The sequence below is a fragment of the Cupriavidus sp. 22TCCZM04-2 genome (genome assembly GCF_057798895.1).
Window position 1 is genome coordinate 308,778 of sequence record NZ_JBYOJS010000001.1, and the last position, 26,098, is coordinate 334,875.

Annotated in this window: 23 protein-coding genes; 9 read left to right on the forward strand and 14 right to left on the reverse strand. The window is 68.0% G+C overall.

What is annotated here, in order from left to right; translation table 11 throughout:
- Window positions 1-88: 88 nt before the first annotated feature.
- The 3 genes from AC3FKG_RS01395 to apbC are packed head-to-tail and all read right to left on the reverse strand — an operon-like array spanning window position 89 to window position 2,276.
- On the reverse strand, window positions 89-652 hold the full coding sequence (locus AC3FKG_RS01395; protein WP_488742242.1) for a DUF3306 domain-containing protein: 564 nt from the start codon (window positions 650-652) through the stop codon (window positions 89-91).
- 12 nt (window positions 653-664) lie between these two features.
- The gene (locus AC3FKG_RS01400; protein ID WP_488742243.1) at window positions 665-1,177 is read right to left on the reverse strand and encodes a DUF3305 domain-containing protein; all 513 of its coding nucleotides are present in this window, start codon (window positions 1,175-1,177) and stop codon (window positions 665-667) included.
- Window positions 1,178-1,187: 10 nt separating this feature from the next.
- Window positions 1,188-2,276, reverse strand: coding sequence for an iron-sulfur cluster carrier protein ApbC (gene apbC / locus AC3FKG_RS01405; RefSeq protein ID WP_483709027.1), 1,089 nt, complete (start codon window positions 2,274-2,276; stop codon window positions 1,188-1,190).
- A 320-nt stretch (window positions 2,277-2,596) separates the two neighbouring features.
- Here apbC and AC3FKG_RS01410 point away from each other — a divergent pair, with 320 nt between their 5' ends.
- Together AC3FKG_RS01410 and metG are read left to right on the forward strand one after the other, a co-directional pair.
- Window positions 2,597-3,235: a YiaD family glycine zipper/OmpA-like lipoprotein gene (locus tag AC3FKG_RS01410; RefSeq protein ID WP_483709028.1), complete on the forward strand. Its 639-nt coding sequence runs from the start codon at window positions 2,597-2,599 to the stop codon at window positions 3,233-3,235.
- Window positions 3,236-3,547: 312 nt separating this feature from the next.
- Window positions 3,548-5,611: a methionine--tRNA ligase gene (gene metG / locus AC3FKG_RS01415; RefSeq protein ID WP_488742244.1), complete on the forward strand. Its 2,064-nt coding sequence runs from the start codon at window positions 3,548-3,550 to the stop codon at window positions 5,609-5,611.
- Between the two features lie 68 nt (window positions 5,612-5,679).
- Here metG and bamE read toward each other — a convergent pair whose 3' ends face one another.
- From bamE to AC3FKG_RS01430, 3 genes are read right to left on the reverse strand one after another with little or no spacing between them, the layout of a single operon-like run.
- Window positions 5,680-6,228, reverse strand: coding sequence for an outer membrane protein assembly factor BamE domain-containing protein (gene bamE / locus AC3FKG_RS01420; RefSeq protein WP_483709030.1), 549 nt, complete (start codon window positions 6,226-6,228; stop codon window positions 5,680-5,682).
- Between the two features lie 43 nt (window positions 6,229-6,271).
- Window positions 6,272-10,396: a translocation/assembly module TamB domain-containing protein gene (locus AC3FKG_RS01425; protein ID WP_488742245.1), complete on the reverse strand. Its 4,125-nt coding sequence runs from the start codon at window positions 10,394-10,396 to the stop codon at window positions 6,272-6,274.
- Window positions 10,396-12,225, reverse strand: a complete 1,830-nt coding sequence (locus tag AC3FKG_RS01430) for an autotransporter assembly complex protein TamA (RefSeq protein WP_483709033.1) — start codon at window positions 12,223-12,225, stop codon at window positions 10,396-10,398. The genes AC3FKG_RS01425 and AC3FKG_RS01430 overlap by 1 nt, the downstream gene beginning before the upstream one ends.
- A 224-nt stretch (window positions 12,226-12,449) precedes the next feature.
- On the opposite strand from AC3FKG_RS01430, the gene AC3FKG_RS01435 reads away from it, so the two are divergent.
- The 3 genes from AC3FKG_RS01435 (at window position 12,450) to panC (ending at window position 14,558) form a co-directional block, all read left to right on the forward strand.
- Window positions 12,450-12,641, forward strand: coding sequence for a DUF3460 family protein (locus AC3FKG_RS01435; RefSeq protein WP_483709034.1), 192 nt, complete (start codon window positions 12,450-12,452; stop codon window positions 12,639-12,641).
- 34 nt (window positions 12,642-12,675) lie between these two features.
- Window positions 12,676-13,560 carry a segregation and condensation protein A gene (locus AC3FKG_RS01440; RefSeq protein WP_483709036.1) on the forward strand — a complete coding sequence of 295 codons (885 nt, stop codon included), beginning with the start codon at window positions 12,676-12,678 and terminating at the stop codon, window positions 13,558-13,560.
- Between the two features lie 149 nt (window positions 13,561-13,709).
- The gene (gene panC / locus AC3FKG_RS01445) at window positions 13,710-14,558 is read left to right on the forward strand and encodes a pantoate--beta-alanine ligase (protein WP_488742246.1); all 849 of its coding nucleotides are present in this window, start codon (window positions 13,710-13,712) and stop codon (window positions 14,556-14,558) included.
- 65 nt (window positions 14,559-14,623) lie between these two features.
- On the opposite strand, the gene AC3FKG_RS01450 is transcribed toward panC, so the two are convergent.
- Both AC3FKG_RS01450 and AC3FKG_RS01455 read right to left on the reverse strand, forming a co-directional pair.
- Window positions 14,624-15,832, reverse strand: coding sequence for a PepSY-associated TM helix domain-containing protein (locus tag AC3FKG_RS01450; RefSeq protein ID WP_488742247.1), 1,209 nt, complete (start codon window positions 15,830-15,832; stop codon window positions 14,624-14,626).
- A 133-nt stretch (window positions 15,833-15,965) separates the two neighbouring features.
- On the reverse strand, window positions 15,966-17,426 hold the full coding sequence (locus AC3FKG_RS01455; protein WP_488742410.1) for a cobyric acid synthase: 1,461 nt from the start codon (window positions 17,424-17,426) through the stop codon (window positions 15,966-15,968).
- A 122-nt stretch (window positions 17,427-17,548) separates the two neighbouring features.
- Here AC3FKG_RS01455 and cobU point away from each other — a divergent pair, with 122 nt between their 5' ends.
- From cobU to AC3FKG_RS01475, 4 genes are read left to right on the forward strand one after another with little or no spacing between them, the layout of a single operon-like run.
- Window positions 17,549-18,208 carry a bifunctional adenosylcobinamide kinase/adenosylcobinamide-phosphate guanylyltransferase gene (cobU, locus tag AC3FKG_RS01460; RefSeq protein ID WP_483709041.1) on the forward strand — a complete coding sequence of 220 codons (660 nt, stop codon included), beginning with the start codon at window positions 17,549-17,551 and terminating at the stop codon, window positions 18,206-18,208.
- Window positions 18,205-19,185, forward strand: a complete 981-nt coding sequence (gene cbiB, locus AC3FKG_RS01465; protein ID WP_488742248.1) for an adenosylcobinamide-phosphate synthase CbiB — start codon at window positions 18,205-18,207, stop codon at window positions 19,183-19,185. The genes cobU and cbiB overlap by 4 nt, the downstream gene beginning before the upstream one ends.
- The gene (gene cobD / locus AC3FKG_RS01470) at window positions 19,182-20,204 is read left to right on the forward strand and encodes a threonine-phosphate decarboxylase CobD (protein WP_488742249.1); all 1,023 of its coding nucleotides are present in this window, start codon (window positions 19,182-19,184) and stop codon (window positions 20,202-20,204) included. The genes cbiB and cobD overlap by 4 nt, the downstream gene beginning before the upstream one ends.
- Window positions 20,205-20,236: 32 nt before the next feature.
- Window positions 20,237-21,151, forward strand: coding sequence for a cobalamin-binding protein (locus tag AC3FKG_RS01475; RefSeq protein ID WP_488742250.1), 915 nt, complete (start codon window positions 20,237-20,239; stop codon window positions 21,149-21,151).
- Here the strand turns inward: AC3FKG_RS01475 and AC3FKG_RS01480 are convergent, their stop codons facing one another.
- The 6 genes from AC3FKG_RS01480 to AC3FKG_RS01505 are packed head-to-tail and all read right to left on the reverse strand — an operon-like array spanning window position 21,152 to window position 26,087.
- Window positions 21,152-21,742, reverse strand: a complete 591-nt coding sequence (locus AC3FKG_RS01480; protein ID WP_488742251.1) for a histidine phosphatase family protein — start codon at window positions 21,740-21,742, stop codon at window positions 21,152-21,154. It abuts the gene before it with no gap.
- Window positions 21,727-22,503, reverse strand: a complete 777-nt coding sequence (locus tag AC3FKG_RS01485; protein ID WP_488742252.1) for an adenosylcobinamide-GDP ribazoletransferase — start codon at window positions 22,501-22,503, stop codon at window positions 21,727-21,729. The genes AC3FKG_RS01480 and AC3FKG_RS01485 overlap by 16 nt, the downstream gene beginning before the upstream one ends.
- 9 nt (window positions 22,504-22,512) lie before the next feature.
- A complete protein-coding gene (gene cobT, locus AC3FKG_RS01490) occupies window positions 22,513-23,553 on the reverse strand; it encodes a nicotinate-nucleotide--dimethylbenzimidazole phosphoribosyltransferase (RefSeq protein WP_483709049.1) in 1,041 nt (346 codons plus the stop codon).
- 55 nt (window positions 23,554-23,608) lie between these two features.
- The gene (gene cobO / locus AC3FKG_RS01495; protein WP_488742253.1) at window positions 23,609-24,250 is read right to left on the reverse strand and encodes a cob(I)yrinic acid a,c-diamide adenosyltransferase; all 642 of its coding nucleotides are present in this window, start codon (window positions 24,248-24,250) and stop codon (window positions 23,609-23,611) included.
- Window positions 24,247-25,083 carry an ABC transporter ATP-binding protein gene (locus AC3FKG_RS01500; RefSeq protein WP_488742254.1) on the reverse strand — a complete coding sequence of 279 codons (837 nt, stop codon included), beginning with the start codon at window positions 25,081-25,083 and terminating at the stop codon, window positions 24,247-24,249. Before AC3FKG_RS01500 ends, cobO begins: the two co-directional genes overlap by 4 nt.
- Window positions 25,080-26,087 carry a FecCD family ABC transporter permease gene (locus AC3FKG_RS01505; RefSeq protein ID WP_488742255.1) on the reverse strand — a complete coding sequence of 336 codons (1,008 nt, stop codon included), beginning with the start codon at window positions 26,085-26,087 and terminating at the stop codon, window positions 25,080-25,082. Before AC3FKG_RS01505 ends, AC3FKG_RS01500 begins: the two co-directional genes overlap by 4 nt.
- Between the last annotated feature and the right edge of the window lie 11 nt (window positions 26,088-26,098).

Genomic DNA, 26,098 nt, shown 5'->3' on the forward strand with positions numbered 1-26,098 from the left:
GGCTGACCGGCCCGGGCACCCTTTCTTGCGAGGGTCTGCAGGCCGGGAATTGTGGGAGACCTATTGTAGGCCTGGCGTATGCTGCGAGCTACGCGTGCTTGTCCGGGTCTGGTGCTACGGACTCGACGGATGGCACGTGGACTTCGGCATCGTCCGGTTCCGTGTCCGGCAAGGCTGGGACGGACGCTGCCGCGGATTCCGGCAACCCCGCGGACCCTGCCGCTTGCGGGGCTTCCGCGGCCTCCACGTCATCGAACAATCCCAGCGTCCTGGACTGGGTCAGGCGCCGCAGCACATCCGGCGGAATCGGGTCCGGCTTGCCGTAGTCGTCGATATAGGTGTCGAGGCCATCCATCACATTGAAGTGCGGATCGGCAAACAAGGTCTTGAGCGCGGCACGCTTGACGCCCTCGTCCACGCCGCGCGCGACAAAGCGCGCTATGTTGTCGCCGGGTCGCAGCTGCGCCACATCCGCCATGGTGGGGAGATCAACCGGCGCTTCGGCGGGCGTTGCAGGGACCTGCGCGTCGACAGCGGGCAGCGGCTCGGGCTGAACCGGTTCGGCACCCGGCGGCTCGTCCGGCACGGAAGCGCCCTCCCGCACCGCGGCCTTGCGGCGCGACCAGCGTGACAGGAAGGACGATTCGCTCATGGCCGGCGGCCGTCAGTAGCGCGCGCGATCCTCCGGCGCCTTGAACGACTCGGGCCGGCGACGCTGCTTCGGTTCGGGACGGTAGTTCTGGTCGACGTAAGCCTGCAGCCATTCGCGCTGTTCGGGTGCAAGCGGCACGTTCTCCACGGTTTCGCCGGCATCGAGCCAGCGCCCCGCTTCGTTGTAGGACAGCGACACGGTGACCGGCACGGGCCGTGCCTCGTCCGCGGGAACCTCTTCCTGCATGCGCCAGTGCACGAACCAGCAGGGCTGCGTGGAGGTGAGGTTGAGGTAGTAGCCTTCGCCCTGGTCATGGAACAGCGCGACCTCGAAACCGGGATAGAGCCAGCGCGCGCCGTGCTCGTCCTGTTCCAGGCACATGGGCGTGGCGCCGAACTCGCCCAGGTCGGGCCAGACGGCTTCCAGCTCCCATTTCCAGGACTGCCAGCGACTTGCCAGCGCCACCCTTCGCATGACCACCGCCATGGTGACGGCGGGACGGGCTTGCGGCGCGGGCATGTCCATGGCGTTGGCCTCAGGTGTTCTGCACGACGATGCTGGGGAACTTGCTGGTCATATCGCGCGCCTTGTCGGCCACCTTGATGGCCACCTTGCGCGCGATGCCGCGATACAGCTCCGCCACCGGGCTGTCGGGGTCGGCGACCACCGTGGGGCGGCCCGAATCGGCCTGCTCGCGGATCGACAGGTTCAGCGGCAGGCTGCCCAGCAGGTCCACGCCGTAGTCGGCGCACATCTTCTCGCCGCCACCCTGGCCAAAGATATGCTCGACATGGCCGCAGTTCGGGCAGCAGTACACCGCCATGTTCTCGACGATGCCCAGGATGGGAATGCCCACCTTCTCGAACATCTTGAGGCCCTTCTTGGCGTCCAGCAGCGCGATGTCCTGCGGCGTGGTCACGATCACCGCGCCGGTCACGGGCACCTTCTGCGACAGCGTGAGCTGGATGTCGCCAGTGCCGGGGGGCATGTCGACGATCAGGTAATCCAGGTCATGCCAGTTGGTCTGGCGCAGCAGCTGTTCCAGCGCCGACGTGACCATCGGGCCGCGCCATACCATCGGGTTGTCCTGTTCGATCAGGAAGCCGATCGAGTTGGCCTGCAGGCCGTGGCCTTCCAGCGGCTCCATGGTCTGGCCGTCGGAGGACTCCGGCCGGCCGTCGATGCCCAGCATCATCGGCAGGCTGGGACCGTAGATGTCGGCATCGAGCATGCCTACGCGCGCGCCTTCGGCGGACAGGGCCAGTGCCAGGTTGACCGCCGTGGTCGATTTGCCGACACCGCCCTTGCCCGAGGCCACCGCGATCACGTTCTTCACGCCGGTCAGCAGCTTGACGCCGCGCTGCACGGCGTGGGCGACGATCTTCATGCTGACGCTGACGCTCACATTGCTGACGCCGGGGAGCTGCCGCACGGCAGCCACCACCAGCTTGCGGATCGGCTCGAACTGGCTCTTGCCCGGGTAGCCCAGTTCCACCTCCAGCGACACGTCGCCGCCGTCGACGCGGATATTCCTGGCCGAGCGGGTGGACACCAGGTCCTTGCCCGTGTTGGGGTCGATGACCGTACGCAGGACTTCCGTGACCTGTTCAGTGCTGAGGCTCAAGACAAACTCCGCTGTGATGGTGAGGGGTGGGGACGGACTAATGTATCAAAGTATGCAGCAGCGGCCATCAGGACCGCGAATCGGCGCCCAAGCCCTTTCGGGCTTTGTGGGATTACAGACATTTACAAATCTCACAAGCTTGCACTTGTGCGCGCACCGCCATATCCATATTGTAGTGCCGCAGTGTTTGCACAAGGCCCCGCCGTGCCTATCCGGATCGTGCGGGGGCATGGCGGGTGCGCCGGGCGTTACTATCGGCGTTACCATCCTCGTTGCAGCAATCCAAAATACTTCTACGGGAACATTCAGAAGGAGAAAGCATGAAATTCAAGTTCGCCACCATCTCGCTCGCCGCGGTCACGGTTCTGGCCGCCGGCTGCGCCACCGAACAACAGACCCACACGGCCGTCGGGACCGGCGTGGGCGCTGCAGTAGGCGCAGGCCTGGGCAACCTGATCGGTGGCAATACCACTGGCACGCTGGTCGGCGCGGCAGTGGGCGGCGCCCTCGGCGGTACTGCCGGCTACAACTGGAACGCCATCCGCGGCAAGCTGAACAAGGACACGGCCGGCACCGGGACGCAGATCACGGAACAGCCGGACGGCTCGCTCAAGGTCAATATCCCGAGCCAGGTCACGTTCGATACCGACAGCGCCACCATCAAGCCGTCGTTCCGCTCGGTGCTGGACCAGGTGGCCCAGACGCTGGGGCAGCACCAGGATGTCAGCGCCAACGTCGTCGGCCATACCGACAGCACCGGCAACGCGCAATACAACATGCAGCTGTCCCAGCGCCGCGCCCAGAGCGTGGCGGGCTACCTGGGTGACCGCGGAGTCGCCCGCAACCGTCTCTCCGCCGAGGGCCGGGGCCAGACCCAACCCGTGGCGGACAACGCCACCGAGGCCGGACGGGCACAAAATCGCCGCGTTGAAATTTTTTTGAAACCAATTCAGGGATGACCCGGTCATAGAAACAGGTACCGCTTGCCACCGTTGCTGGCTCGCGATGGGTGGCTGACCTCCCGGGCGGTACCTGATTTCTCCTCCTTTTCCGTTGTGGAAAGCTGCGCCGGCGCTGACCGGCGCTTTTTTTTTGGCCGCAGGACCTGGAGTGCGCCAAGCATCACCATTCGATCGGCGCCGCTTTCACCATGCGCAATACCGGTCGCGCCGGGCGGTGCTTGCTAGAATAGCCCTTTCGCAGCCGGCGCCCGGCCTCGCCGCGGCTGCCGTCGCAGATCGCTTCCCCGTCATCCCCACCGGCTCTTTTCCATGACCGCACGTCGTATCCTCGTTACATCTGCCCTGCCATATGCCAACGGCCAGATTCATATCGGCCACCTGGTGGAGTACATCCAGACTGACATCTGGGTGCGCTTCCAGCGCATGATGGGCAACGAGGTCTACTACGTCGGCGCCGACGACACGCACGGCACGCCGGTCATGTTGCGGGCCGAGAAGGAAGGCATTTCGCCCAAGCAACTGATCGACCGCGTCTGGAACGAGCACAAGCGCGACTTCGACAGCTTCCTGGTGTCGTTCGACAACTACTACAGCACCGACGCGGAAGAAAACCGCGCGCTGTGCGAAAAGATCTACCTGGCCCTGAAGGCCGACGACCTGATCGCCGAGCGCGAGGTCGAGCAGTTCTTCGACCCGGTCAAGAACATGTTCCTGCCGGACCGCTTCATCAAGGGAGAATGCCCGAAGTGCGGCGCCAAGGACCAGTACGGCGACTCGTGTGAAGTGTGCGGCACCACCTACGTGCCGACCGACCTGAAGAACCCGTACTCGGTGGTGTCCGGCGCCACGCCGGTGCGCAAGTCGTCCACGCACTTCTTCTTCAAGCTGTCCGACCCGCGCTGCGAAACTTTCCTGCGCGAGTGGGTGGCCGACCTGGCGCAGCCCGAAGCCGCCAATAAGATGCAGGAATGGCTGGGCAGCGAAGGCGAAGCCTCGACCCTGTCCGACTGGGACATCTCGCGCGACGCGCCTTACTTCGGCTTCGAGATCCCCGGCGCACCGGGCAAGTACTTCTATGTGTGGCTGGACGCGCCGATCGGCTACTACGCAAGCTTCAAGAACCTGGCCGAGAAGAAGGGCATCGACTTCGACGCCTGGGTCGGCCCGCACTCCACGGCCGAGCAGTACCACTTCATCGGCAAGGACATCCTGTATTTCCACACGCTGTTCTGGCCGGCCATGCTGCGCTTCTCGGGCTACCGCACGCCGACCAACGTGTTCGCGCACGGCTTCCTGACGGTGGATGGCGCCAAGATGAGCAAGTCGCGCGGCACCTTCATCACCGCGCAGAGCTATGTCGACACCGGCATGAACCCGGAGTGGCTGCGCTACTACTTCGCCGCCAAGCTCAATGCGAGCATGGAAGACCTGGACCTGAACCTGGACGACTTCATCGCCCGGGTCAACAGCGACCTGATCGGCAAGTACGTCAACATCGCCAGCCGCGCAGCCGGTTTCCTGGTCAAGCGCTTCGAAGGCAAGGTCAACGAAACCGCGCTGGCACATCCGCTGCTCAAGCAGCTGCGCGAAGCCGCGCCGCAGGTCGCCCAGCTGTATGAAGCGCGCGAATACAGCAAGGCGCTACGCCTGGTGATGGAGCTGACCGCCGCCGTCAATGCCTTCGTCGATACCGAAAAGCCGTGGGAACTGGCCAAGGACGAAGCCAAGCGCGACGCGCTGCACGCCGCGTGCTCGGTGTCGCTGGAAGCGTTCCGCCTGCTGACGGTCTACCTGAAGCCGGTGGTGCCGGCGATGGCCGCCGGCGTCGAGCGCTTCCTCAACGTCGAGCCGCTCGACTGGCGCGCGATCGACAAGCAGCTGTCGGCCTCGAGCCCGGTGCAGCCGTACCAGCACCTGATGACCCGTGTCGATGCCAAGCAGGTCGATGCACTGCTGGCCGCCAACCGCGAATCGCTGCAGGCTGCGGCGCCGGCCGCATCGGCATCGGCCGCATCGATCGAGCCGGTCGCGGACACCATCACGATCGACGATTTTGCCAAGATCGATTTGCGTGTCGCGAAGATCGTCGAATGCCAGAAGGTGGAAGGCTCCAGCAAGCTGCTGCAGCTTACGCTCGACCTGGGCGAAGGCCGCACGCGCAACGTGTTTTCGGGCATCCAGTCGGCCTACTCGCCGGAACAGCTGGTGGGCAAGCTGACCGTGGTGGTCGCCAACCTGGCGCCGCGCAAGATGAAGTTCGGGGTGTCGGAAGGGATGGTGCTGGCCGCGTCGGCGGCGGATGAGAAGGCCAGTCCGGGCCTTTACATCCTGGAACCGCACAGTGGGGCGGTGCCGGGAATGCGGATCGGCTGACCCGCCTCGCGGCAAAGCAAAACGGCGGCGCCTTCGGGCTGCCGCCTTTTTTTATCGCGGCCGGGCCATCATCCGCCTCCCATGCGGGACGGATCGTCGCTGCGGGACGTCGTCGTGACCATGCCGTCGGGATTGAAGTGCACATTGAAGAAGGCCTTTTCCTGTGACGACTCCCACCACCGGTAGCCCCACACCTCCTCTTTCTTCAGCGCGAATTTCTCAACCTTGGTCGGCTTGCCAAGCATGCGCCTGACCTGGTCCTGGTTCATCCCGGGCCGCACGCGTGCGAAATTCTCTGCCGTCAACACTTGCTCGATGCGCGCTACCTTGCCATCGGCATCGATCGTCACCATCCACGTGGTTGCGCCCTCGGGTCCGCGCGGATACTCCAGCCGCCGCGCGCCGTTCTCTTCCTCCCACGCGGTCTCCGGCTTGCCAGCCTGGCGCACCACATCGTCCTCGGTGGACTGCCCCGGCTCGATGCCCTTGAACAACTGGCTGTCCGGCTTGACCGAGTTCCACGTCGCACGCGCGGTATCGCCGGCCTTCTTCATGGCTTCATCGACCTTCTGCTGGTCGCAGCCAAACAACGCAAGCAAGGAAGCGAACAGTCCCATGGCGGCAAGGCGTCGCGGCGACGCATAAGTTGGCGGGTAACGGTCAGCGCTTGACCGGCTCGGCGACAGCAGCCGAAGCGGCCTGTGCCGCGCCTTCGAGATCGGATTCCGGGTTGCCATCCTCCTGGCTCCTTCTGGTGCCGCTGCGATTCGAAGCCCCCGAGAACAGGACGCCCCAGTTGTCGAAGCGGCGGTTGAACAAGACCGACAGGCCGTTGATGGATCCGCCCTTGGCGATCAGCGACCAGCGTCGCGAAAACGCCCAGGTCAGCTTGACCACGTTGGACGCCGACGTCAGGCTCTGCTCGTAACCGACCGCGAGCTTGTCGGTCACGGCCTTGCCCACGCTCACCACCTGCTGGTCATTCAGGCCGGCGGTGGACGGACCGATCGAGAACTCGTCGAGCCCGAAATGCTGCACGACGCCCTTCCCCGCCTTGCCGCCAAGCATGCCGAGCGCGGCGCCACCCAGAGCCGCACCGCCAAGCTGCTTCTGCTGGCCCGCGGCGGCGCTTTCCGCGCCGTAGCCGAACATCAGCCATGACAGCTTGTCTTCCTCCGGCACATTGGGCTCGGACACCAGCCGCACGCGCGGCAGCCGCACCGTGCCGGTCACCTCCACGCCGGCCTCGACTTCCTGGCCGCGACGCATCGCGCGGATGTACATATTCGGATTGTCGATCGGGCCGTTGAAGTTGATGGTACCGCGTTCGATATTCAGCTTGCGGCCGAAGGCCTCGTAGGTGCCCTCGTTCACGCGCACGGTGCCTGTGGCTTTCATCGGCGAGAGCGGCTCGCTCAGCACCGTCATCTGCCCGGCCAGCTTGAGATCGGCCCCAGCGCCACGGAACCGGAAGTCATTGCCGAGATCCACGGCGACCTCGATCAGCGGGCTGAACTTGCTCGCGGGCTTGGCTTCCGGCGCCGGCGTGGCGGCCGTCTTCAGCTCGCGCTGATCCTTGCGGCGCACCACCACGACGTCGTCGCCGAGCACCGGGGCGCCGGCCTTCGGCAGGTCGAACAGGCCGCGGTCGACGCGGAACTTGCCGCGAATCGCCATCTGCCGGTTCTCGTTGCCGATGGTCGCATTGCCCGACAGGATCAGCGTGCGTTCAGGGCTCGCGAACAACTGCAGCTTGTCGGCAACGATCCTGGCCGTCAGGTTCGGATCGGCCTCGCCCAGCTTGACGTTGCCCGTGGCGGTGAGCTTGCCGTCGCCGCCGCGGAACTCCACCTGCTTCAACTCCACCGTGTTCTGGTCCAGCACGATGCGCACGATGCCATCGGTCAGGCGAATGCCCAGGTCATACATCGTCAGGGCAATACTGTCGCCATCGACCGTGCCCGTGAGCACCGGCGCGCCGACGCTGCCCGAAAGCCGCAGCGCTGCCGCCAGCTTGCCTTCGAAGGCATACTGCGGCCCGCTCAGCGCCTCCAGCGACTTCAGCCGTGGCACGTCGACATGCACCGTGCCGCCCAGCGTCGAGGCCGGCCCTACGCTGAGCAGCCCCTGGTCCGGCACCAGTCCTGCCGACACATCGACGGCCACCTTGCCGATGCGCTCGGCCACGGTGCCGCCGCGCAGCGTGATGCGGTTGCCGCCCGCGATATCGGCGCGCAGCGAGGTCTCGCCGAGCCCCAGCGACGTGAAGCCACGCCCTGCGTTGACCGACACGTCGCCGCTGCGGCGGCGGATCTCGGCAAACCCCGCGGCGGTTTCCGCCAGCGTCAGGTTCCAGCGGCCATCGAGCACAAGGTCCGAACGCAGCGGTGGCTTCTCGCCCGTCACCGTTTCGACCAGCGTCAGCACATTGCCGACCTGCACGCCATCCAGATGGCCCTGCGTGCGGATGCGGCCGTGGTCCCAGTCCAGCTTGTCGATCTGCAGCACGGCACGATCGAACAGCAGGCGCGTGGCGCCGAGGCGCAGCCGCTGGTCGGCCACCATCAGCTGTGTCGGCGCGGCCAGCTTTACGTTGACCGTGCTGCGTTCCTCCAGCGTGCGAATGGTGCCTTGCCAGCCGTCCTTGGGGCCCTTCCACGCGCCCTGCCCCGACAACGCCAGCTGCAGCGGCCGCTGGTGCAGCGTGCCGGCGGCCCTGGCATCGAAAACGTGGCTGGCCTGCGTGCCGTTGAGCGTGGCGTCGAGCGTGCTCAGGCTTGCCTGCGGCCCCTTGTAGCCGCGCGCCGCAAGCTGCACCGACAGGGTGCCGTCGAGGCCGCCGCGCACTTCAGCGTGCCCGCTGGCCGTCGCCACGCTGTGCGGTCCGAACGTCAGCGCCTGCGCACTGTAGTCGCCCACGATCTCGGGCCGCTTGATCGTCCCGCTCACGTCCGCATCGAGCTTGAGCTTGCCCGCCACGCCAAACTTCAGGCGCTCCAGCTGTGGCGCATCCACTGCCACATGCATGCGGTCGCCGCGCGCGCCGAAGCTGCCGCGCAGGTCGACCTGGTTGCCGGCCATGCTGAGCGAGGCTTCGCTGGGCAGCAGCCGCTCGCCCGCCAGCCGGATCTTGCCCGCGCCGGTCATCGGCAGGCCGGCGTACTCGCTCTCGCGCACGGTGAAATCCACCGCGGCGCGAATCTCGTTGGCCAGCGTGCCGGTCGTGCTGAAGTCCCCGTTGATGCGGCCGCTGGCGACCTTGGCCAGGCGCGCGGGGTCGAACGCCGCCAGCTTGCCCTTGAACTCGAACGCCTGCTGGTCCTTCAGGCCGAGCTTGCCGTCGGCCGTGAGCGTGCCCGCGCCCAGCGTCGCGCGCAACGCCGACAGCGTCAGCGTGTTCTCGTCCATGCTGGCATCGGCAAAGAGCTTGAGCTCGCCGCCACTGAGATCCAGCGCCACGCTCTGCCGGCCCGGCTCCAGGCGCACGGCCAGCGGGCCCGACAGGCTGGCTTCGTTCAGCGAGCCATGCAGCGCGGCGGGATTGAGGCGATGCACGTCCAGGTCAAAAGCCCCGCGACCGTCCTGCAGCGAGCCGCTGCCCGTGATCTCGGCCTTGCCCGTCAGCGCGATGCGCAGATCGCGCAAGGCTTGCGCCTTCTCGTTGAGCTGCACGTGGGCCTGCACCGACTGCACCGGCAATCTGCCGGCATCGATGCGGCCCGCTTCGAGATTGCGCACGACGATGTCGCCGGCGACCGTGAGCGGTGCCGCCGCAGGGGCCGGCGCTGCGGGGCTCGACGCCGGCGCCGAGGCTGGCGCCGGCAACTTCGCAGGGGCCCCGGCGGCGTCGACGGGACGCAGTTCGGCATGGACGCTCAGGTTCGCCTGCGGCGCCGACGGACTGAACAGCCGCGGGTTGATGCGCTCGCCATCGGCCAGCAGGTGCGTGAAGGGCACCTTCCCGTAAGGCGTTACGTCAGCGCTGGCGCGCGCGCGGATACGCTCGCCGTTGGCCTCCAGCTCGGCGCGCAACGCGTCCAGCGAACCCTGCGCGGTGGCGCTGACCGTGAAGTCTTCCTTCTGCCAGCTGGCCTCCAGCAAGGCCTGCAGGTTCAGCGCGAACGGGGCCTGGGCTGCGATCTGCGCGTTGGCGGCCAGCTTGCCATACGGTGTCTCGAGACGGTCGACACTGAGGCGGTGCCGCAGCCCGTCGGAATGCAGGGCGCCGGCCAGCCCGGAAAAGACCATCGGCTCCGCCGTTGCCGCCGGACTGGTGCGCAGCGACAGCCGCTCCAGCGTCAGTACGTCGATGTCGATGGCCAGCGGCAGTTCGAGTGACGTCGGCATCGTGGCCGGCGTCGTGCTCGGCGTGGAGGGGCCGAGCCGCACCTCCACCTTGCCGATGCGCAGCCACGCCACGTGCCAGCGCCGCGGCGACCACGCCATGTTCCAGCTGCTGTCGATCCGGTCGACCGTCACGTGCGTGGCACCGCTGGCAAACACCACATCGCGCAGCCGCAGGCCCTGGAACAGCGTACCGCCTTCATACTTGCCCGCCAGCATCCCGGCCGACAGCCGCGTGGCCAGCGTCCACAGGTGCCGCGTGCCGGTCTCGGAACGCAGCGCCAGCACGCCGGCGGCCGCCAGCACGACCAGCAAGGCCAGCAGGCCCGCGGCGATCCACGCCAGCACGCGGCCGAAACGCCGCCGCCGGGACGGCGGCAAGTCAGGCGGCGGCGCGTCGTCGCCGAGGCCCGGAACCGAGGGCATGTCGACCAGGGCCATCAGAACGCCACCCCGAGCGAGATGTGCGGACGGAATTGCTGCTTCTGGATGCCGTAGCCGATATCGAGCTGCACCGGCCCCACCGGGCTGCGCCAGCGTGCGCCGACACCGACGCCATTGAAGATCTTCACGTCGTTGAGCGCGTCGGCGGCCGTGCCGGCATCCCAGAACACCGCCATGCCCCAGTCGGGCTTGAACCAGTACTGGTACTCGAGCCCGGTCGTGGCGAGGTACTTGGCCGGCAGCACGCTGGAACCGCTTGCCGTGCCGATCGACTGGTAGCTATAACCGCGCACCGAATCGGTACCGCCGGCGCGGAAACGCAGCGTGGCCGGGATCTTGCTGGAATCGGCGCTGGTGAGGTTGGCGCCCAGTTCCAGCCGCGCGATGAACAGGTCGCGGTTGCCTACCGGCACGTACTGGCGGATGCGCCCGTACATGCGGAAGAACGTCGCATCGCTGAGCAGCCCCTTGGCCGCCACGCCGAGCTGGGTGCTGATCACGTTGCCGCGCCGCGGAAAGACCGGGTTGTCCACGTCGCGCCGCGCCCACGCGAAGGCCGGCACCAGCGCCTTGCTGATCTGCGCGGGCTGGCCCTGCGGCAGCAGGTTGTCGTAGTAGAAGTCCAGCGACATCGTGATGTCGTACTTCTCCCGCGAGCGCGAACGCTTCAGACCCGCGCGCCAGCTGGTGGTATCGGTGTTCTCCAGGTCGATGGTGCGCTCGTAGCTGCCGTACAGGCTGTTGCGGAACGTGCTGCGGTCCGGCGGCATGGCGGTTTCGGCGAACAGATACGAGCGCTTCTGTTCGATGCGGGCCTGCGAATCGAACACCCAGGCGCGGTTGAACAGGTTGTAGTAGGAATAGCGGCCTTCCACCTGCGCGCCGGTATCGGTCGTGAAACCGACACCGCTGTTCAGCCGGTGCTCGGGATACTCGCGCACCTTGACCTCCACCGGCGCGGTGATCACGCCATCGGGCGGATTGGCCGCCTGCACGGCCGGCGGCACCAGTTCGACCTGGACGTTCGAGAAGTAGGGCTGGTTCTGGATGGCGCGCTGCAATTCCAGCAACCGCTCGACGCGATAAGGCTCGCCTTCGTTGAGCGGATTCACGTTGTAGATGATCTGCTCGGGATAGCGGCGCGTGCCGCTGACGTGCAACGGCCCAAGCAGGTACGCCGGCCCGCTGTCATAGCTTGCAGACAATTCGGCGCGCAGTTCATCCGGTTCGATGCGCGCCTGGGACCGGGCCAGCCGCGCCCCGTAGTAGTTCCGGCTCTGCAGCGTCACCAGTGCATCTTCCTTGGCCTTGTCCCAGTCTTCCTGCCGGAATGGCTTGCCGACGGGCAGGTCCCATTTCTTCTGCACCTCGGCAACCTGCTCGGGCGAACGTGTCGCCGCCGGCCCTTCCACCTTGATATCGACGTTGCGGATCAACGTGCGCGCGCCGGGGTCGACCATCACATGCACGGTGCGCTTGTCGCCCTCTCCCTCCAGGCGCGTGGTGGTGACGGGATCGAAATACCCTTCGGTCGAGGCGAACTGGCGCACCTGCTCGCCCACGGTCTCCACCATATAGTCGAACTGGTCGGGCGACAGGTCGGTGCGGTCCTTGTAGCGGGACAGGTCGAGGTGGTTTTCCAGGATCTCGCGCAAGGGCTTGGGCGCCTCCACCTCCACTTTGTAGGTAGCGTGGGCCGGCAGCAGCCACACCGCCGCCAGCGCGGACAGGAGCACCCGCCGCAGGCGCGCGGGTATCCGCTGCCGCGCGTCCGGCCCGGTGTTCCGGTCAGGGGTGGCCGCCATGCAGGCCGATTCGGTCCTCATTCGCTGGTGTTGCTCCGACGGGCGGGAATGGCGCGTGTGCGCAGTACACGAAGTCGGTATTTGACCACACCCCCGCCCAAGGCCGTAACCATGAGGCTGCCACAACGCAACGCGCCGGCAAGCCGCGCACGGCGAACGAACCGTTCCAGGGGCGGGATACTGTAAAATCCTGCCGCACCGTACCTTTCATGCCGCCTTCGCGGCGCATTACCAGAAATCCCACCATGGCCATGTACGAATCGGAAATCACCCAGTTCCTGAAGTCGCTCAAGCAGGAACGTCCCGCCCTCGAGACCGAGCAGCGCGAAGGCCGCGCCCTGCTGTGGGACAAAGAACCGATCGACCTCGAGGAACGCGCCCGCGCCGAAGCCTCGCGCGTGTCGCAAAAGCCCTACGTCTACTCGCTGGACAACTGATCCGCGCTGACGTCGCGGCTACCGCGCGCCATCCATGAACCAGAGCGATCAGGACAAGCTGAAGCCTGCCGTGGAACTGCCTGCGGGGCCCCCTGCGCAATCGGGCAGCCCGGCCGAGGTGGTCGACGGCATGGCGTTCGCACGCCTGTACGGCGAGCCGCTGTTCAAGCTGCCGCAGGACCTCTACATCCCGCCGGACGCGCTCGAGATCTTCCTGGAAGCGTTCGAGGGTCCGCTGGACCTGCTGCTGTACCTGATCCGCAAGCAGAACTTCAACGTCCTGGACATTCCGATGTCGCAGGTCACGCGGCAGTACCTGTCGTACATCGAGCAAATCCGCAAGACCAACCTTGAGCTGGCGGCCGAGTACCTGCTGATGGCGGCCATGCTTATCGAGATCAAGTCGCGCATGCTGCTGCCGGTCAAGAAGGCCGACAGCGACGAGGATGCCGAGGATCCGCGCGCCGAGCTGGTGCGCCGGCTGCTCGAATACGAGCAGATGAAGCTGGCCGCGCAGCGCCTGGACACCGTGCCGCAGCTGGGCCGCGACTTCCTGCGCTCGCAGGTCTATATCGAGCAGAGCCTGGCGCCGCGTTTCCCGGAGGTGGAAACCATCGACCTGCAATCGGCCTGGGCCGATGTGCTCAAGCGCGCCAAGCTCAACCAGCACCACAAGATCTCGCGCGAGGAACTGTCGGTGCGCGAGCACATGAGCCAGATACTGCGCCGGCTGCAGCATGCGCGCTTCATGGAATTCACCGAACTGTTCGAAGACGCGATCCGCTCGGGCAAGGGCGTGCCGGTGGTGGTGGTGAACTTCATCGCCATGCTGGAGCTTGCGCGCGAGTCCCTGGTGGAGATCACGCAGCCCGAGCCGTTCGCGCCAATTTATGTGCGATTGGCGTACACCCCCGCCTGACCTCCCCGTCGCGCCGCGCCCGCCGCGTGGCTACATGTTCTACAATCCGCCGACAACCCGGGAAGCGTCCGCAAAAGGTGCGCCGGGCATGTCGGGGCGCCCGCCAGAAGGCGCCAGGGTCACCCATACCACGACAGCACACCACGTTCATGAAAGTCATTTCCTCCATCCACGAGCTGCGTGACCAGTTGCGCGGGCAGAACCGGGCCGCGTTCGTCCCCACCATGGGCAACCTGCACGAAGGCCACCTGTCGCTGATGCGGCTGGCGCGCCAGCATGGCGACCCGGTGGTGGCGTCCATCTTCGTCAACCGCCTGCAGTTCGGCCCGAACGAGGACTTCGACAAGTACCCGCGCACGCTGCAGGACGACATCGAAAAGCTGCAGAAGGAAGGCGTGTACGTGCTGTTCGCGCCGACCGAGCGCGACATGTACCCGGAGCCGCAGGAGTACCGCATCGATCCGCCCCACGACCTCGGCGACATCCTGGAGGGCGAGTTCCGCCCGGGCTTCTTCAAGGGTGTCTGTACCGTGGTGATGAAGCTGTTCACGTGCGCGCAGCCGCGCGTGGCGGTGTTCGGCAAGAAGGACTACCAGCAGCTGATGATCGTGCGCCGCATGGTCCAGCAGTTCGCGCTGCCGATCGAGATCGTGCCGGCGGAAACCGTGCGCGCCGAGGACGGCCTGGCGCTGTCGTCGCGCAACCGCTACCTGACCGAAGCCGAGCGCGCCGAGGCGCCCATGCTTTACCGTACGCTGCATGACGTGCGCGACACCGTGCTGGGCAGCGACCGCGCGGCCACCGCGCTGGCGACCGTCGAGGCCAACGCGTGCGACACGCTGGCGCAGCGCGGCTGGAAGCCCGACTACGTGGCCATCCGCAAGCGCAGCAACCTGCAGGCGCCGACGCCCGACGAATTCGCCGCCGGCGAGCCGCTGGTGGTGCTGACGGCGGCCAAGCTCGGTGTTACGCGGCTTATCGACAATCTGGAAATCTGAGCCCGGTGGCCACGCGCCGCCCCACCAGACAAAAAGAGCAAGCCCCCGGGCTTGCTCTTTGCATTTCAGGCGCCGGCTTTGCCGGTACCGCGCATGCCGGCCCGCTGGACCGCCTTGATCACATGGCGCTGGTGGCCCCGCCGCCGTTTCCACCAGATCAGCACGCCCGTGATGGCGAACGTCAGCGGCGCCAGGCCGAAGACGGTAATGAAGACGCGGCCCGGCACGCCGAAGGCCTCGCCGGTATGCAGCGGGAACAGCCAGTTCAGGAAAGTGTCGCCGGCCGGCGCATCGGCGGGGTCGCGCACGCCGAGCCGCCGGCCCGTATAGGCATCGAGCCACAGGCGCGTGGCGCCGCTGTCCTGGCGCACCTCGCCCGGCTGGCGCAGGCGCACTTCGTAGGCATCGCCCGTCTTGCGCGGGAAGCTGATGCGCGTGACAGCGGCATGCGGGTATTCCGCCTGCGCGGCCGCCATTATCTGCGCCGCACCCAGTGGCCGCGCGCCGGGCTCAACCGGCGCCGAAACATGCCTGGCCGGCGGCGTCACCGTCATCACGCTGGACACGATCGGCGTGACCCATTTCGGCAGGTTCAGGTACCAGCCCGAGAAGGCGATGACCGCCAGCACCGGTGCCGCGAGGATGCCGCCCGCACGATGCAGCGAATAGTTGAAGCGCGACCACGAGCCGCCGTGCGTGATGCGGAACGCCTGCAGTACCGAACGCGGCCGCAGCTTCGGCCACCAGGCCACGATGCCGAGCAGCACGGTGATCAGCAGCATCATGCCGCCCACGCCCGTGATGGTCTTGCCGGTGTCGCCGCCGAGCAGGTAGCGATGCAGGTGGAACAGCGTGGGCAGCAGCTGCTGGCGCGTCAGGCCGGGCTCGCCCCACACGCGCTCGCCCTTCACCTGCAGCGTGACCGGATCGATCATGACCTGGCGCGAACGCCCCGGCACCGCGCCATCGGGCCCCTTGACCGGATACCAGGCAACAAAGACGCCATGTTCCTCGACCGGCAGCATCAGCAGGTTGGGCCTGCCGTAGCCGGGGACTGACAGCCGCTCGCTGACGGCCTGGACCGTATCGGGCGACACCGGCATCGGCACTGGCGCGGATGCCACGAGCAGGTCCGGGTTCAGCCACGCATCCAGCTCGTCGCGCCACGCGATGGTGGTGCCCGTGAGCCCCATGAGGACAAACAATAGGCCGAACACCAGCCCGATATACAGGTGCAGCTTGACGATGACGACGCGAAGGCGGCCAGTGACCATGGGGCGACAGAAGGGAATGCGAAAGCTGGCGGAAATGGCGTAGGGTGCCTGCCCCGGCCCAGCGATGCAAATGGGAAAGATTCGCAATTGTATCAGCAGCCAGCCGCGGCCTGGCTACCCCGCCGAACGACCGCTAGCGGCGCAGCGGCGCGAACATGGCGCGCAGGTCGAGGTGGCTTTCGACGCTGTCGGCCAGCCGCTCGATCGATGCTTCCCGCAAGGCCGCCAGGTCGACGCCCTGCGCGCCGTCCAGCCCGGCCCAGCGCAGCAGCGCCTGGCAAGCCGCCGGTTCGTCGAACAGGCCGTGCACGTAGGTCGCCAGCACCTGGCCGTCTTCGGAACAGGCGCCATCCGGGCGCACCTTGCCGTCGCCCTCGTCGAGCCACAGTGCCGGGCGATCGAGCCCGGCGCCGGTGCTCACGCCCATATGGATCTCATAGCCGCTGACGGCCGCCTGCGCGCCTGACAGCTGGCCGCTGACATGGCGCAGCTGCTTGTGCGGCGCGAGCGTCGTCTCGTAGTCGAGCCAGCCAAAGCCCGCGCTGCTGCCGGCCGGGCCTTCATGCCCGGCGGGATCATGGATCTGCCGGCCCAGCATCTGCATGCCGCCGCAGATGCCGATCACCTTGCCGCCATAGCGCAGATGCCGCCGCAGCGCCGGCTCCCAGCCGTTGGCACGCAGGAAGTCCAGGTCGGCACGCACGCTCTTGCTGCCGGGCAGAATCACGAGATCCGCGGGCGGCACCGGCATGCCCGGCCCGATGAAGCGCAGATCCACCTGCGGGTGGGCCCGAAGCGCATCGAAATCGGTATGGTTCGAGATCCGCGGCAGCACCGGCACGATCACGCGCAGCAGCGTCTCGGATGCGCCCTGCTTGGCCGACTGCGTGCCAATGATGGCGTCTTCCGCATCGAGGTGCAGGCCATGCAGGTAGGGCAGCACGCCGAACACCGGCTTGCCGGTGCGCGCCTCCAGCCAGTCCAGCCCCGGCTCCAGCAGGCCGATATCGCCGCGGAAGCGGTTGATGATGAAGCCGGTGACGCGCGCGCGCTCGCTGTCCGACAAGCAGTCCAGCGTGCCCACGAGGTGCGCGAAGACACCGCCGCGGTCGATGTCGGCCACCAGCACGACCGGGCAATCGACGCGCTCGGCAAACCCCATGTTGGCGATATCGCGGTCGCGCAGGTTGATCTCTGCCGGACTGCCGGCGCCCTCCACCACGACTACGTCATAGGCCTGGGTCAGGCGCGTGTGCGAAGCCAGCACGGCCTTCATCGCCTCGGGCTTGTACGCGTGATAGGCGCGCGCGTCCAGATCCAGCCTTGCCTGGCCGTGGATGATGATCTGCGCGCCGGTATCGCTGCTGGGCTTGAGCAGCACCGGGTTCATGTCGGTATGCGGCGCCAGCCCCGCGGCCAGCGCCTGCAGCGCCTGGGCGCGGCCGATCTCGCCGCCGTCGGCCGTCACGGCACTGTTCAGCGCCATATTCTGGGGCTTGAAGGGCACCACGCGCGTGCCGGCGCGGGCCAGCACGCGGCACAGGCCCGCGACGATCGTGCTCTTGCCGGCGTCGGAAGTCGTGCCCTGGACCATCAGCGTGCCGCGCAGGGCACCCGTGTCGACGTGGTCCGTAGTTTCAGAAGCATCACTTTGCATAGCGGCCGATTATCTCACCGGTCCGTGCGGCGACCGGAAGCGACCGCTACAATACCCGGATGGAAACACCGGCCACCGATATCGCGACCGCCACGGCCGCGGAGCCCCGCCGGGCCGCGAACGGCCATGGCCCGCGCCAGCTCACGCTGGTGCTCGGCGGCGCCCGCTCGGGCAAGAGCCATTACGCCGAGCAACTGGCGACCGACCACGCCACCATCAGGGGCGGCCCGGTCACCTACATTGCCACGGCGCGCCAGGACCCCGACCAGACCGACGAGGAGCTGGAGCTGCGCATCGCGCTGCACCGCGCCCGCCGCCCGGCCGACTGGCACCTGATCGAAGAGCCGGTGCGCCTGGCCGACGCGCTCTATGCGCATGCGCGCCATGACGGCTGCATCCTGGTGGACTGCGTCACGCTGTGGCTCAACAACCTGCTGTTCCCGAAGGACCGCGCGTATCCCGAGCATGGCGTGATCACCCCGCCGGACATCTTCGCCGAAGAAATCGACGCGCTGCTCAACGCCCTGCCCACGCTGCCCGGCCATGTAATCCTGGTCTCGAACGAGATCGGCTTCGGCGTGGTGCCGATGGGCGCCATCACCCGCTTCTATGTCGATGAACTCGGCCGATTGAACCAGAAGCTGGCTGCCGCCGCCGATTGCGTGCGGCTGCTGGTCGCCGGCATTCCCGTTCCCGTCAAGGGCGCCGACCCGGCATGACCATGCTGTCCTGGCCGGCATGCGCGGCCGCCGCGCTGGCAGGCGTGCTGCTGGACCAATGGCTGGGCGAGCCGAGACGCTGGCATCCGCTGGTCGGCTTCGGTCGTCTCGCCAATGCCGTGGAACGCCGCTTCAACCGTTCTCCGCAAACGACGCCTGCCTGGCGCCAGCGACTGGCCGGGCTCGCCGCATGGTCGCTGATGGTGCTGGTGCCGGCGGCGCTGGCCTCATGGCTGGCCGATGTCGCAACGGACTGGCATCCGAGGCTCGGCTGGATCGTGCACGTCGTGGCGCTTTACGCCGCGCTGGGCGCGCGCAGCCTGCAACAGCACATCGCCCCGATCGCCGCAGCGCTGGCACGCGCCGACCTTGACGCGGCGCGCGCGCTGACCGCTCGCATCGTGTCGCGCGATACGGCCGATGCCGACAGCGAAGCGCTGGCACGCGCCGCGTGCGAATCGGCGCTGGAAAACGGCAACGATGCCATTTTCGGCGCGCTGTTCTGGTTTCTCGTGGGCGGTGCGCCCGCGGTGATCGCGTTCCGGCTGGCCAATACGCTCGATGCCATGTGGGGCTACCGCACGCCGCGCCTGCGGTATTTCGGCTGGGCTGCCGCGCGGCTGGATGATGCCCTCAACCTCGCGCCTGCGCGGCTGACGGCGCTGTCCTACGCCATGCTCGGCGCCACCGCACAGGCCCTGCGCTGCTGGCGGACACAGGCGCCGGCCTGGTCCAGCCCCAACGCGGGTCCGGTGATGGCCGCCGGCGCCGGCGCGGTTGGCGTGGCGCTCGGTGGCCCGGCCCGCTACCACGGGGAACTCGAGGCACGTCCGCCGCTGGGCACCGGTGCCCGGCCCGACGCCACCCATGTGCTGGCCTGCCTGCGGCTGGTGCGGCGCACGTTGTGGCTGTGGCTTGCGCTGGCCCTCGCGAGCGCGGCGGCCCTGTACGCGTTTTCCACACCGCTGGCGATATGAGACCCGCCTTGCCCCTCATCCGCCACGGCGGCGACCTGCAGGCAGCCGTGCGCCGCTATGGGCGTCCTGCCGCCGAATGGCTGGACCTGTCCACCGGCATCAATCCGACAAGCTATCCCGTCCCCCCGATTCCGGCCAACGCATGGCAGCGCCTGCCCGAGGATGACGACGGCCTCGCGGAAAACGCCGCGCACGCATTCGGCGCGCAACACGCATTGCCGGTCGCCGGTTCGCAGGCGGCAATCCGCACGCTGCCGCAACTGCTGGAACGCGGACGCGTCGGCGTTGCCGCGCTCGGCTACAGCGAGTACGCGCCCGCGTTCGCTGCCGCCGGCCATGACGTCGTGCTGCTCGGCGAATCGGACTTCGCACAGCCTTCGCTGGCGGATGGCCTGAACCACCTTGTCGTGGTCAACCCGAACAATCCGACCGGCCGGCTGGTGCCGCCGCAAACGCTGCTGAACTGGCACGCATCACTCGCCCGGCGAGGCGGCACCCTGATCGTCGACGAAGCCTTCATCGACTGCACGCCGAGACACTCCATCGCGGCTCACAGCAGCACACCAGGACTGGTGGTGCTGCGCTCGCTAGGCAAGTTTTACGGGCTGGCCGGCGTCCGCTGCGGCTTCGTGCTCGGCGAACGCGCATTGCTCCAGGCGCTCGATGAGCGCCTGGGCCATTGGACCGTGTCGGGGCCGGCGCGCGTGATCGCACGCGCGGCGCTGGCCGACACCAGTTGGCAGGCTGCCAACCGCGACACGCTTGCCGCATCGGGCGAGCGCCTGGCGGCCATGCTGCACCGCTGCGGCTTGCAGCCGGTGATGCAACCACTGTTCTGCTGGGTGGCCCACGAGGACGCAGCCCGCCTGCACGATGCGCTGGCGGCGCATGGCGTGTGGACCCGCCGCTTCGATGCCGCCGGCGACTGCCCTCCGGGCCTGCGACTCGGCCTGCCGCCCGATACGCCGCAGGCGTGGCGGCATCTGGAAGCCGCGCTGGCTGCCGTGCTGCCCCGCTGAACGCCACCACCGCGAACTCACTCATCAAGCCGATGCCTGATCGAATTGCCTTTGTCCGCTGCCTCGTTGCCGCCGCATGGTTCTGCGCTGCCGCGCCGGCCATGGCCGCCATTTCCGTCGTCGACGACGCCGGCCAGACCGTCACCCTGGCCCAGCCTGCGCGACGCGTGGTATCGCTGGCCCCGCACGTGACCGAGCTGATCTACGCCGCGGGCGGCGGCGAGCGCATCGTCGGCACCGTGCATTACAGCGACTATCCGCCGCAGGCGCGCGATATCCCGCGCGTCGGCGACAACAAGGCGCTGGACCTCGAACGCATTGCCGCGCTCAAGCCGGACCTGATCGTGGTGTGGCGGCACGGCAATGCACAGAAGCAGACCGACCGCCTGCGCGCACTCGGCCTGCCGCTGTTCTACAGCGAGCCGCGCCGGCTCGATGCCATCCCCGAAAATATCGAAAAGCTCGGCACCCTGCTGGGTACCGGAGCCGTGGCCGGCCGCGCCGCGGAGGATTTCCGCCAGCGCGTGGCAACGCTGCGCAAGACCTACGCGGGCAAGCCGCCCGTCACGGTGTTCTACCAGGTCTGGCAGCAGCCGCTGATGACGCTGAACGGCCAGCATCTGATGAGCGACGTGCTTGCGCTGTGCGGGGGCCGCAACCTGTTTGCCGCCGAGTCTCCGCTGGTGCCTACCGTGTCCGTGGAGGCCGTGGTGGCCGGCAATCCGGAAGTCATGCTGACCGCAGGCACAGGCGCCACGCAATCGGACCGGCCGCTGGCGGACTTTGCCATGTGGGAGAAATGGAAGCAGGTCACCGCGGTCGCGCGTGGCAACCTGTTCACGATCAATGGCGACCTCGTCAGCCGTGCTGGCCCGCGCGTGGTTCAAGGCGCCGAGGAGATCTGCAAGGACCTCGACATGGCGCGCAGCCGACGGCCCGCGCGCTGATCAGACAGCGCTGCGGTTCCACCACGCGAGCTGCGGCATGCCGTTGCCCAAACGGAACAGGCAGTTCGCGCCGAAGCCCAGCTCCCAACCCAGCGTTGTCGCCAGCGGCAAGCCGAGCCAGTGCGCGGCCAGCATGCGCATCGGACCGGCATGGCCAACCACCCACAGGCACGCTTCGGGCGAAGCCTGCTGTGCCAGCGCAGTCGCCCAGCCGGATAAGCGCGCCAGGGCCTGCGTCGCGGTTTCGCCGCCGTGTGGGCAGGCATCGAGCAGGTCATCCGCCAGCGCATCGAGTTCGCTGCGTGGGATGTCGTCCCACGCGCGGCCTTCCCACGCGCCGAAGTCGATCTCGGCAAGCCGCGGTTCGAATTCGGGCTCCAGCGAATGCGAAGGCAAGGCCTGCAGCAGCAGCCGGGCTGTGCCCGCAGCGCGCTGCAGCGGACTGGTCAGCACGCGATGCGGTGTCGGCAGCGCCGCAACGATGGCGGCCGGGGCCGGCGTGACTGGCGTAGCCAGGCACAGGTCCGTGCGGCCATAGCAAATGCCGGAGCCTACGTCGGGCCGCGCGTGGCGGATCAGGACCACGTCCATGCCGCGGCCACCAGGTAGATCAGCAGTTCGGCCAGTTGCTGGGCCATGCCGAGGCAGTCGCCCGTGTAGCCGCCGATGCGGCGCACGAAGTAGCGGCCGAGCACGAAGCGCAGGATCGCCAGCGCGACAATCGCGACGCCTGCGAAGGCTGGCGACACGAGCAGCAGCGGCGCGGCGCCGCACAGCAGCGCAAAGGCCAGCCCCAACGCGCCGGGCCGCTGCGCCACGGGCTTGGCCTTGCCTTCGTCGCGCACATAGTCCAGCGTCGCAAGATAGCTCACGGCCATGGCGCGGCTAGCGCCGTGCGCGGTGACCAGCACCATCAGCAACTCGGCCAGCCCGCTGCGCGCACCGATCGCCACGAGCAGTTGCCACTTCAGCAACAGCGCCACCACCAGCGCGATGGCACCGAACGCGCCGATGCGCGAATCGTGCATGATGCGCAGCACATCCTCGCGCCGCCACGCGCCACCGAAGGCATCCACGCAATCGGCCAGCCCGTCTTCATGGAAGGCGCCGGTCAAGAGCAACGTGGCCGCCATGCCCAGCAGCACCGCCACGCCGGGCGGCCACCACTGCAGCGCACCCCACGTCACCAAGGCGGCTACGCCGCCGACCATCAATCCCACGAGCGGAAAGTAACGTGCGGCTGCGTTCAGGTAACGCGGCTCGTAGCCGACCCAGTGCGCCAGCGGCGACGGCAACGGCACCCGCGTGAAGTATCCCAGCGCGGTCAGGAAGAAGCGCAGTTCGTCGGCCATGCGGCGCGGTCAGGCCGAGGCGCCGCTGACACCGGCGCCGCTGAACGTGGCCATCTCGTTCAGGAAGGCCGCGGCGGATGTCACCAGCGGCCAGGCCAGCGCCGCGCCGGTGCCCTCGCCCAGGCGCAGGTCCAGCGCCAGCAGCGGCTCGGCCTTGAAATGATCGAGCAGCGCGCGGTGGCCGCGCTCGTGCGAGCAGTGCGAAAACACGCAGTACTGCAGCACGCGGGCATCGATGGAATGCGCGACCAGCAGCGCGGCCGAGGCGATGAAGCCATCCACCAGGATCACCATGCGGCTCGCCGCGGCGGCGAGGAAGGCACCGGCCATCATCGCGATCTCGAAGCCGCCAAACGCGGCCAGCACGTCCAGCGGCTCCTCCGCGTCCGCGTGCAGCGCCAGCGCGCGTTCAAGCACTTCACGCTTGCGCGCGAGGCCATCGTCGTCCAGGCCCGTGCCGCGCCCGATGCAGTCGGCCAGCGGCAGGCCCGTGAGCCGGCTCATCAGGCAGGCCGCCGAAGAGGTGTTGGCAATGCCCATCTCGCCGAAGCCGATCACGTTGCAGCCCTGTTGCGCGGCGCGCAGCACGCGCGCCATGCCGGCCATCATCGCCGCGCTGGCCTGTTCCGAACTCATGGCGCGCGTCTGCGCGAAGTTCTGCGTGCCATCGGCGATGCGGCAGTTGACCAGCCCCGGCGCGGCGGGCAGCGGCGCGCGCACGCCGGCATCGACGACTTCGAGCGCAATGCCGTGCAGGCGCGAGAACACATTGATGGCCGCACCGCCCTTGAGGAAATTCAGCACCATCTGCGCGGTGACTTCGGCGGGATAGGCGCTCACGCCGGCATCAGCCACGCCGTGGTCGCCCGCGAAGACGATCACGGTCGGGCGTTTCAGCGCCGGCTGCGTGGTGCCGCAGATCAGGCCGATCTGCATGGCAAGGTCTTCCAGGCGGCCAAGCGCGCCGAGCGGCTTGGTCTTGTCGTCGATGGCGGCCCGCAGGGCCGGACGCAGCGCGTCGTCGAGGGGGGCGATTTCCGGGAACATCATGATGCGCAATGAATTCGAGTGATACGAGGAAAAACAATCGGGCCGCAATGTACCGCTACATCTCCACGCCGCGCTGCGCCTTGATGCCTTGCTGGAACGCGTGCTTGACCGGGACCATGTCGGTCACGGTGTCGGCCGCGTCCACCAGTGCCGGCGGCGCCCCGCGGCCCGTGATGACGACATGCTGCACCGGCGGGCGCGCACGCAGGTCGGCCACGACCTGCTCCACATCAAGATAGTGCAGCTTGAGCGCAATGTTGAGTTCGTCGAGCAGGACGAGCCCGATCGACGGGTCGCGCAGCATGCCGCGAGCCACTTCCCAGGCCGCTTCGGCCTTGGCCACGTCGCGCGCGCGGTCCTGCGTGTCCCAGGTATAGCCTTCGCCCATCACGTGGAAGGCGCACTCGTCGGGAAAGCGGCGCAGAAACATTTCTTCGCCGGTGGGCTGCGCGCCTTTGATGAACTGCACTACGCCGGCCCGCATGCCGTGGCCAAGTGCGCGCACCACCATGCCGAAGCCCGAACTCGATTTGCCCTTGCCGTTGCCTGTGGTAATGACGATCACGCCGCGCTCGTCCTGCGCGGCGGCGATCTTGGCGTCGATCACTTCCTTCTTGCGGACCATGCGTGCCTTGTGGCGGGCATCGCGGCCGGCGTCGTCCTGACTGTGGTCTTGTTCTGTGAGGTTGTCGTTCATGGTTCGTCGTGCGATGACTCCGCCGGGCGGGGAAATCCATCTGGAATCAGCGCGGTGTGCACGCCGTCCGTCACGCTGACGATCGGCGTGCGCAGCGCGCGCGAGCATTGTTCGGGGGTCAGCACCTGTTGCGCCGGGCCATGCAGCGCGGTGCCGTCTTCGGCCATCAGCAGCGCATGGGTGGCGTAGCGGCGGGCCAGGTTCAGGTCATGCAGGATCACGACCATGGCGTGGCGGCCGGCACGCGCCAGCGCCGCCAGCGCCTCCAGCACCATGATCTGGTGGCGCAGGTCCAGGTGCGAGACCGGTTCATCGAGCAGCAGCAGCGGCGCCTGCTGCGCCAGCACGGCGGCAAGGGCGGCGCGCTGGCGTTCGCCGCCGGACAGCGTCAGCACGTCGCGCGCGGACAGCGTGTCGAGATCCATTGCATGGATGGTCGCGCGCACCACGGCATCGTCGTCGCGGCCGGTCCAGCCCCAGCCGGACAGGTGTGGATGGCGGCCAACGCGCACCGCATCCATCACCGACATCGAGAACGTGTCATGCACCGCCTGCGGCAGGTAGGCACGCTGGCGGGCCAGCGCGGCCGGCGACAGGCGCTCCAGCGGCGTACCGTCCAGGCTGGCGCCGCCGGCATCCGCGCGGCGCAGGCCGGACAGCACCGCCATCAGTGTGGACTTGCCGACGCCGTTGGGCCCGGCCACGCACCAGAGCTGGCCCGGGGCGATCTCCAGCGACAGGCGCTCGAGCAGCACGCGCGTGCCGGCGCGCAGGCTGACGTCGTGGAGCGCCAGCGTCGGACAGGCGGCCGCGGGTTCGGACCATGATGTCATCGCGGCCTCCGCAGCAGCAGGTAAAGGAAGGTCGGCACGCCAAGCAGCGCGGTGATGACGCCCACCGGCAACTGCGCGGGCGCGATCACGGTGCGGGCGATCAGGTCGGCGGCCATCAGCAGCGCACCGCCCAGCAGCGCCGAGGCCGGCAGCAGCAGGCGCTGGTCGTTGCCCCAGGCGAGGCGCACCAGATGCGGCACCACCAGGCCGACAAAGCCGATCGAGCCGGCGGTCGTGATGGCCACGGCGATCGACAGCGAAGCGAGCACGAAGGTGGCCAGCCGCACGCGTCCCACGCGCACGCCCAGCGATTGCGCCACGGTTTCGCCGAGCAGCATCACATTGAGCGAGCGCGCCATCGGCATGGCCAGCAGCACGGCGACAACCAGCATGGCGAGCGCGGCGCCGTATTCGGCGGTTCCTCCCAGGTCGCCCGTGAGCCAGAACAGCATGCCCCGCAGCCGCGCTTCGGGCGCGATGGCAAGGATCAGTGTAATCAGCGCACCCCAGCCCGAAGCCAGGATCACACCAGTGAGCAGCAGGCGCGCGCCGGCCTCATGGTGGCCGCCCTGCACCTGCGGATGCAGCAGGTCGCGCCGCGCCAGCGTGGCAACCAGCACCATCGACAGCAGCGCGCCACTCGCCGCGCCAGCCTGCACGGCCCACAGCGGCAGCATCAGCAGCATCGCCCCGAGCGCGCCGGTGGCGGCGCCGCCGGATACGCCCAGCACATAGGGCTCGGCCAGCGGGTTGCGCAGCAGCACCTGCATCAGCGCACCGGACAGGGCCAGCAGGCCGCCGCATGCGAATGCGGCCGCGGCGCGCGGCAGGCGCAACTCGCGCACGATGGCACCGGCGGTGCCCGTGTCGGCGCCGCTAAGTGCCTGCCAGAGCTGGGCGGCATCCAGACGCACGCTGCCCAGCGCCAGAGACAGCAGGAACACCGCCACGGCCGCCGCCGCAAGCGCGAGCCATACCGCGAGGGCGCGCCGGAACTCAGACATCGCGCGCCACG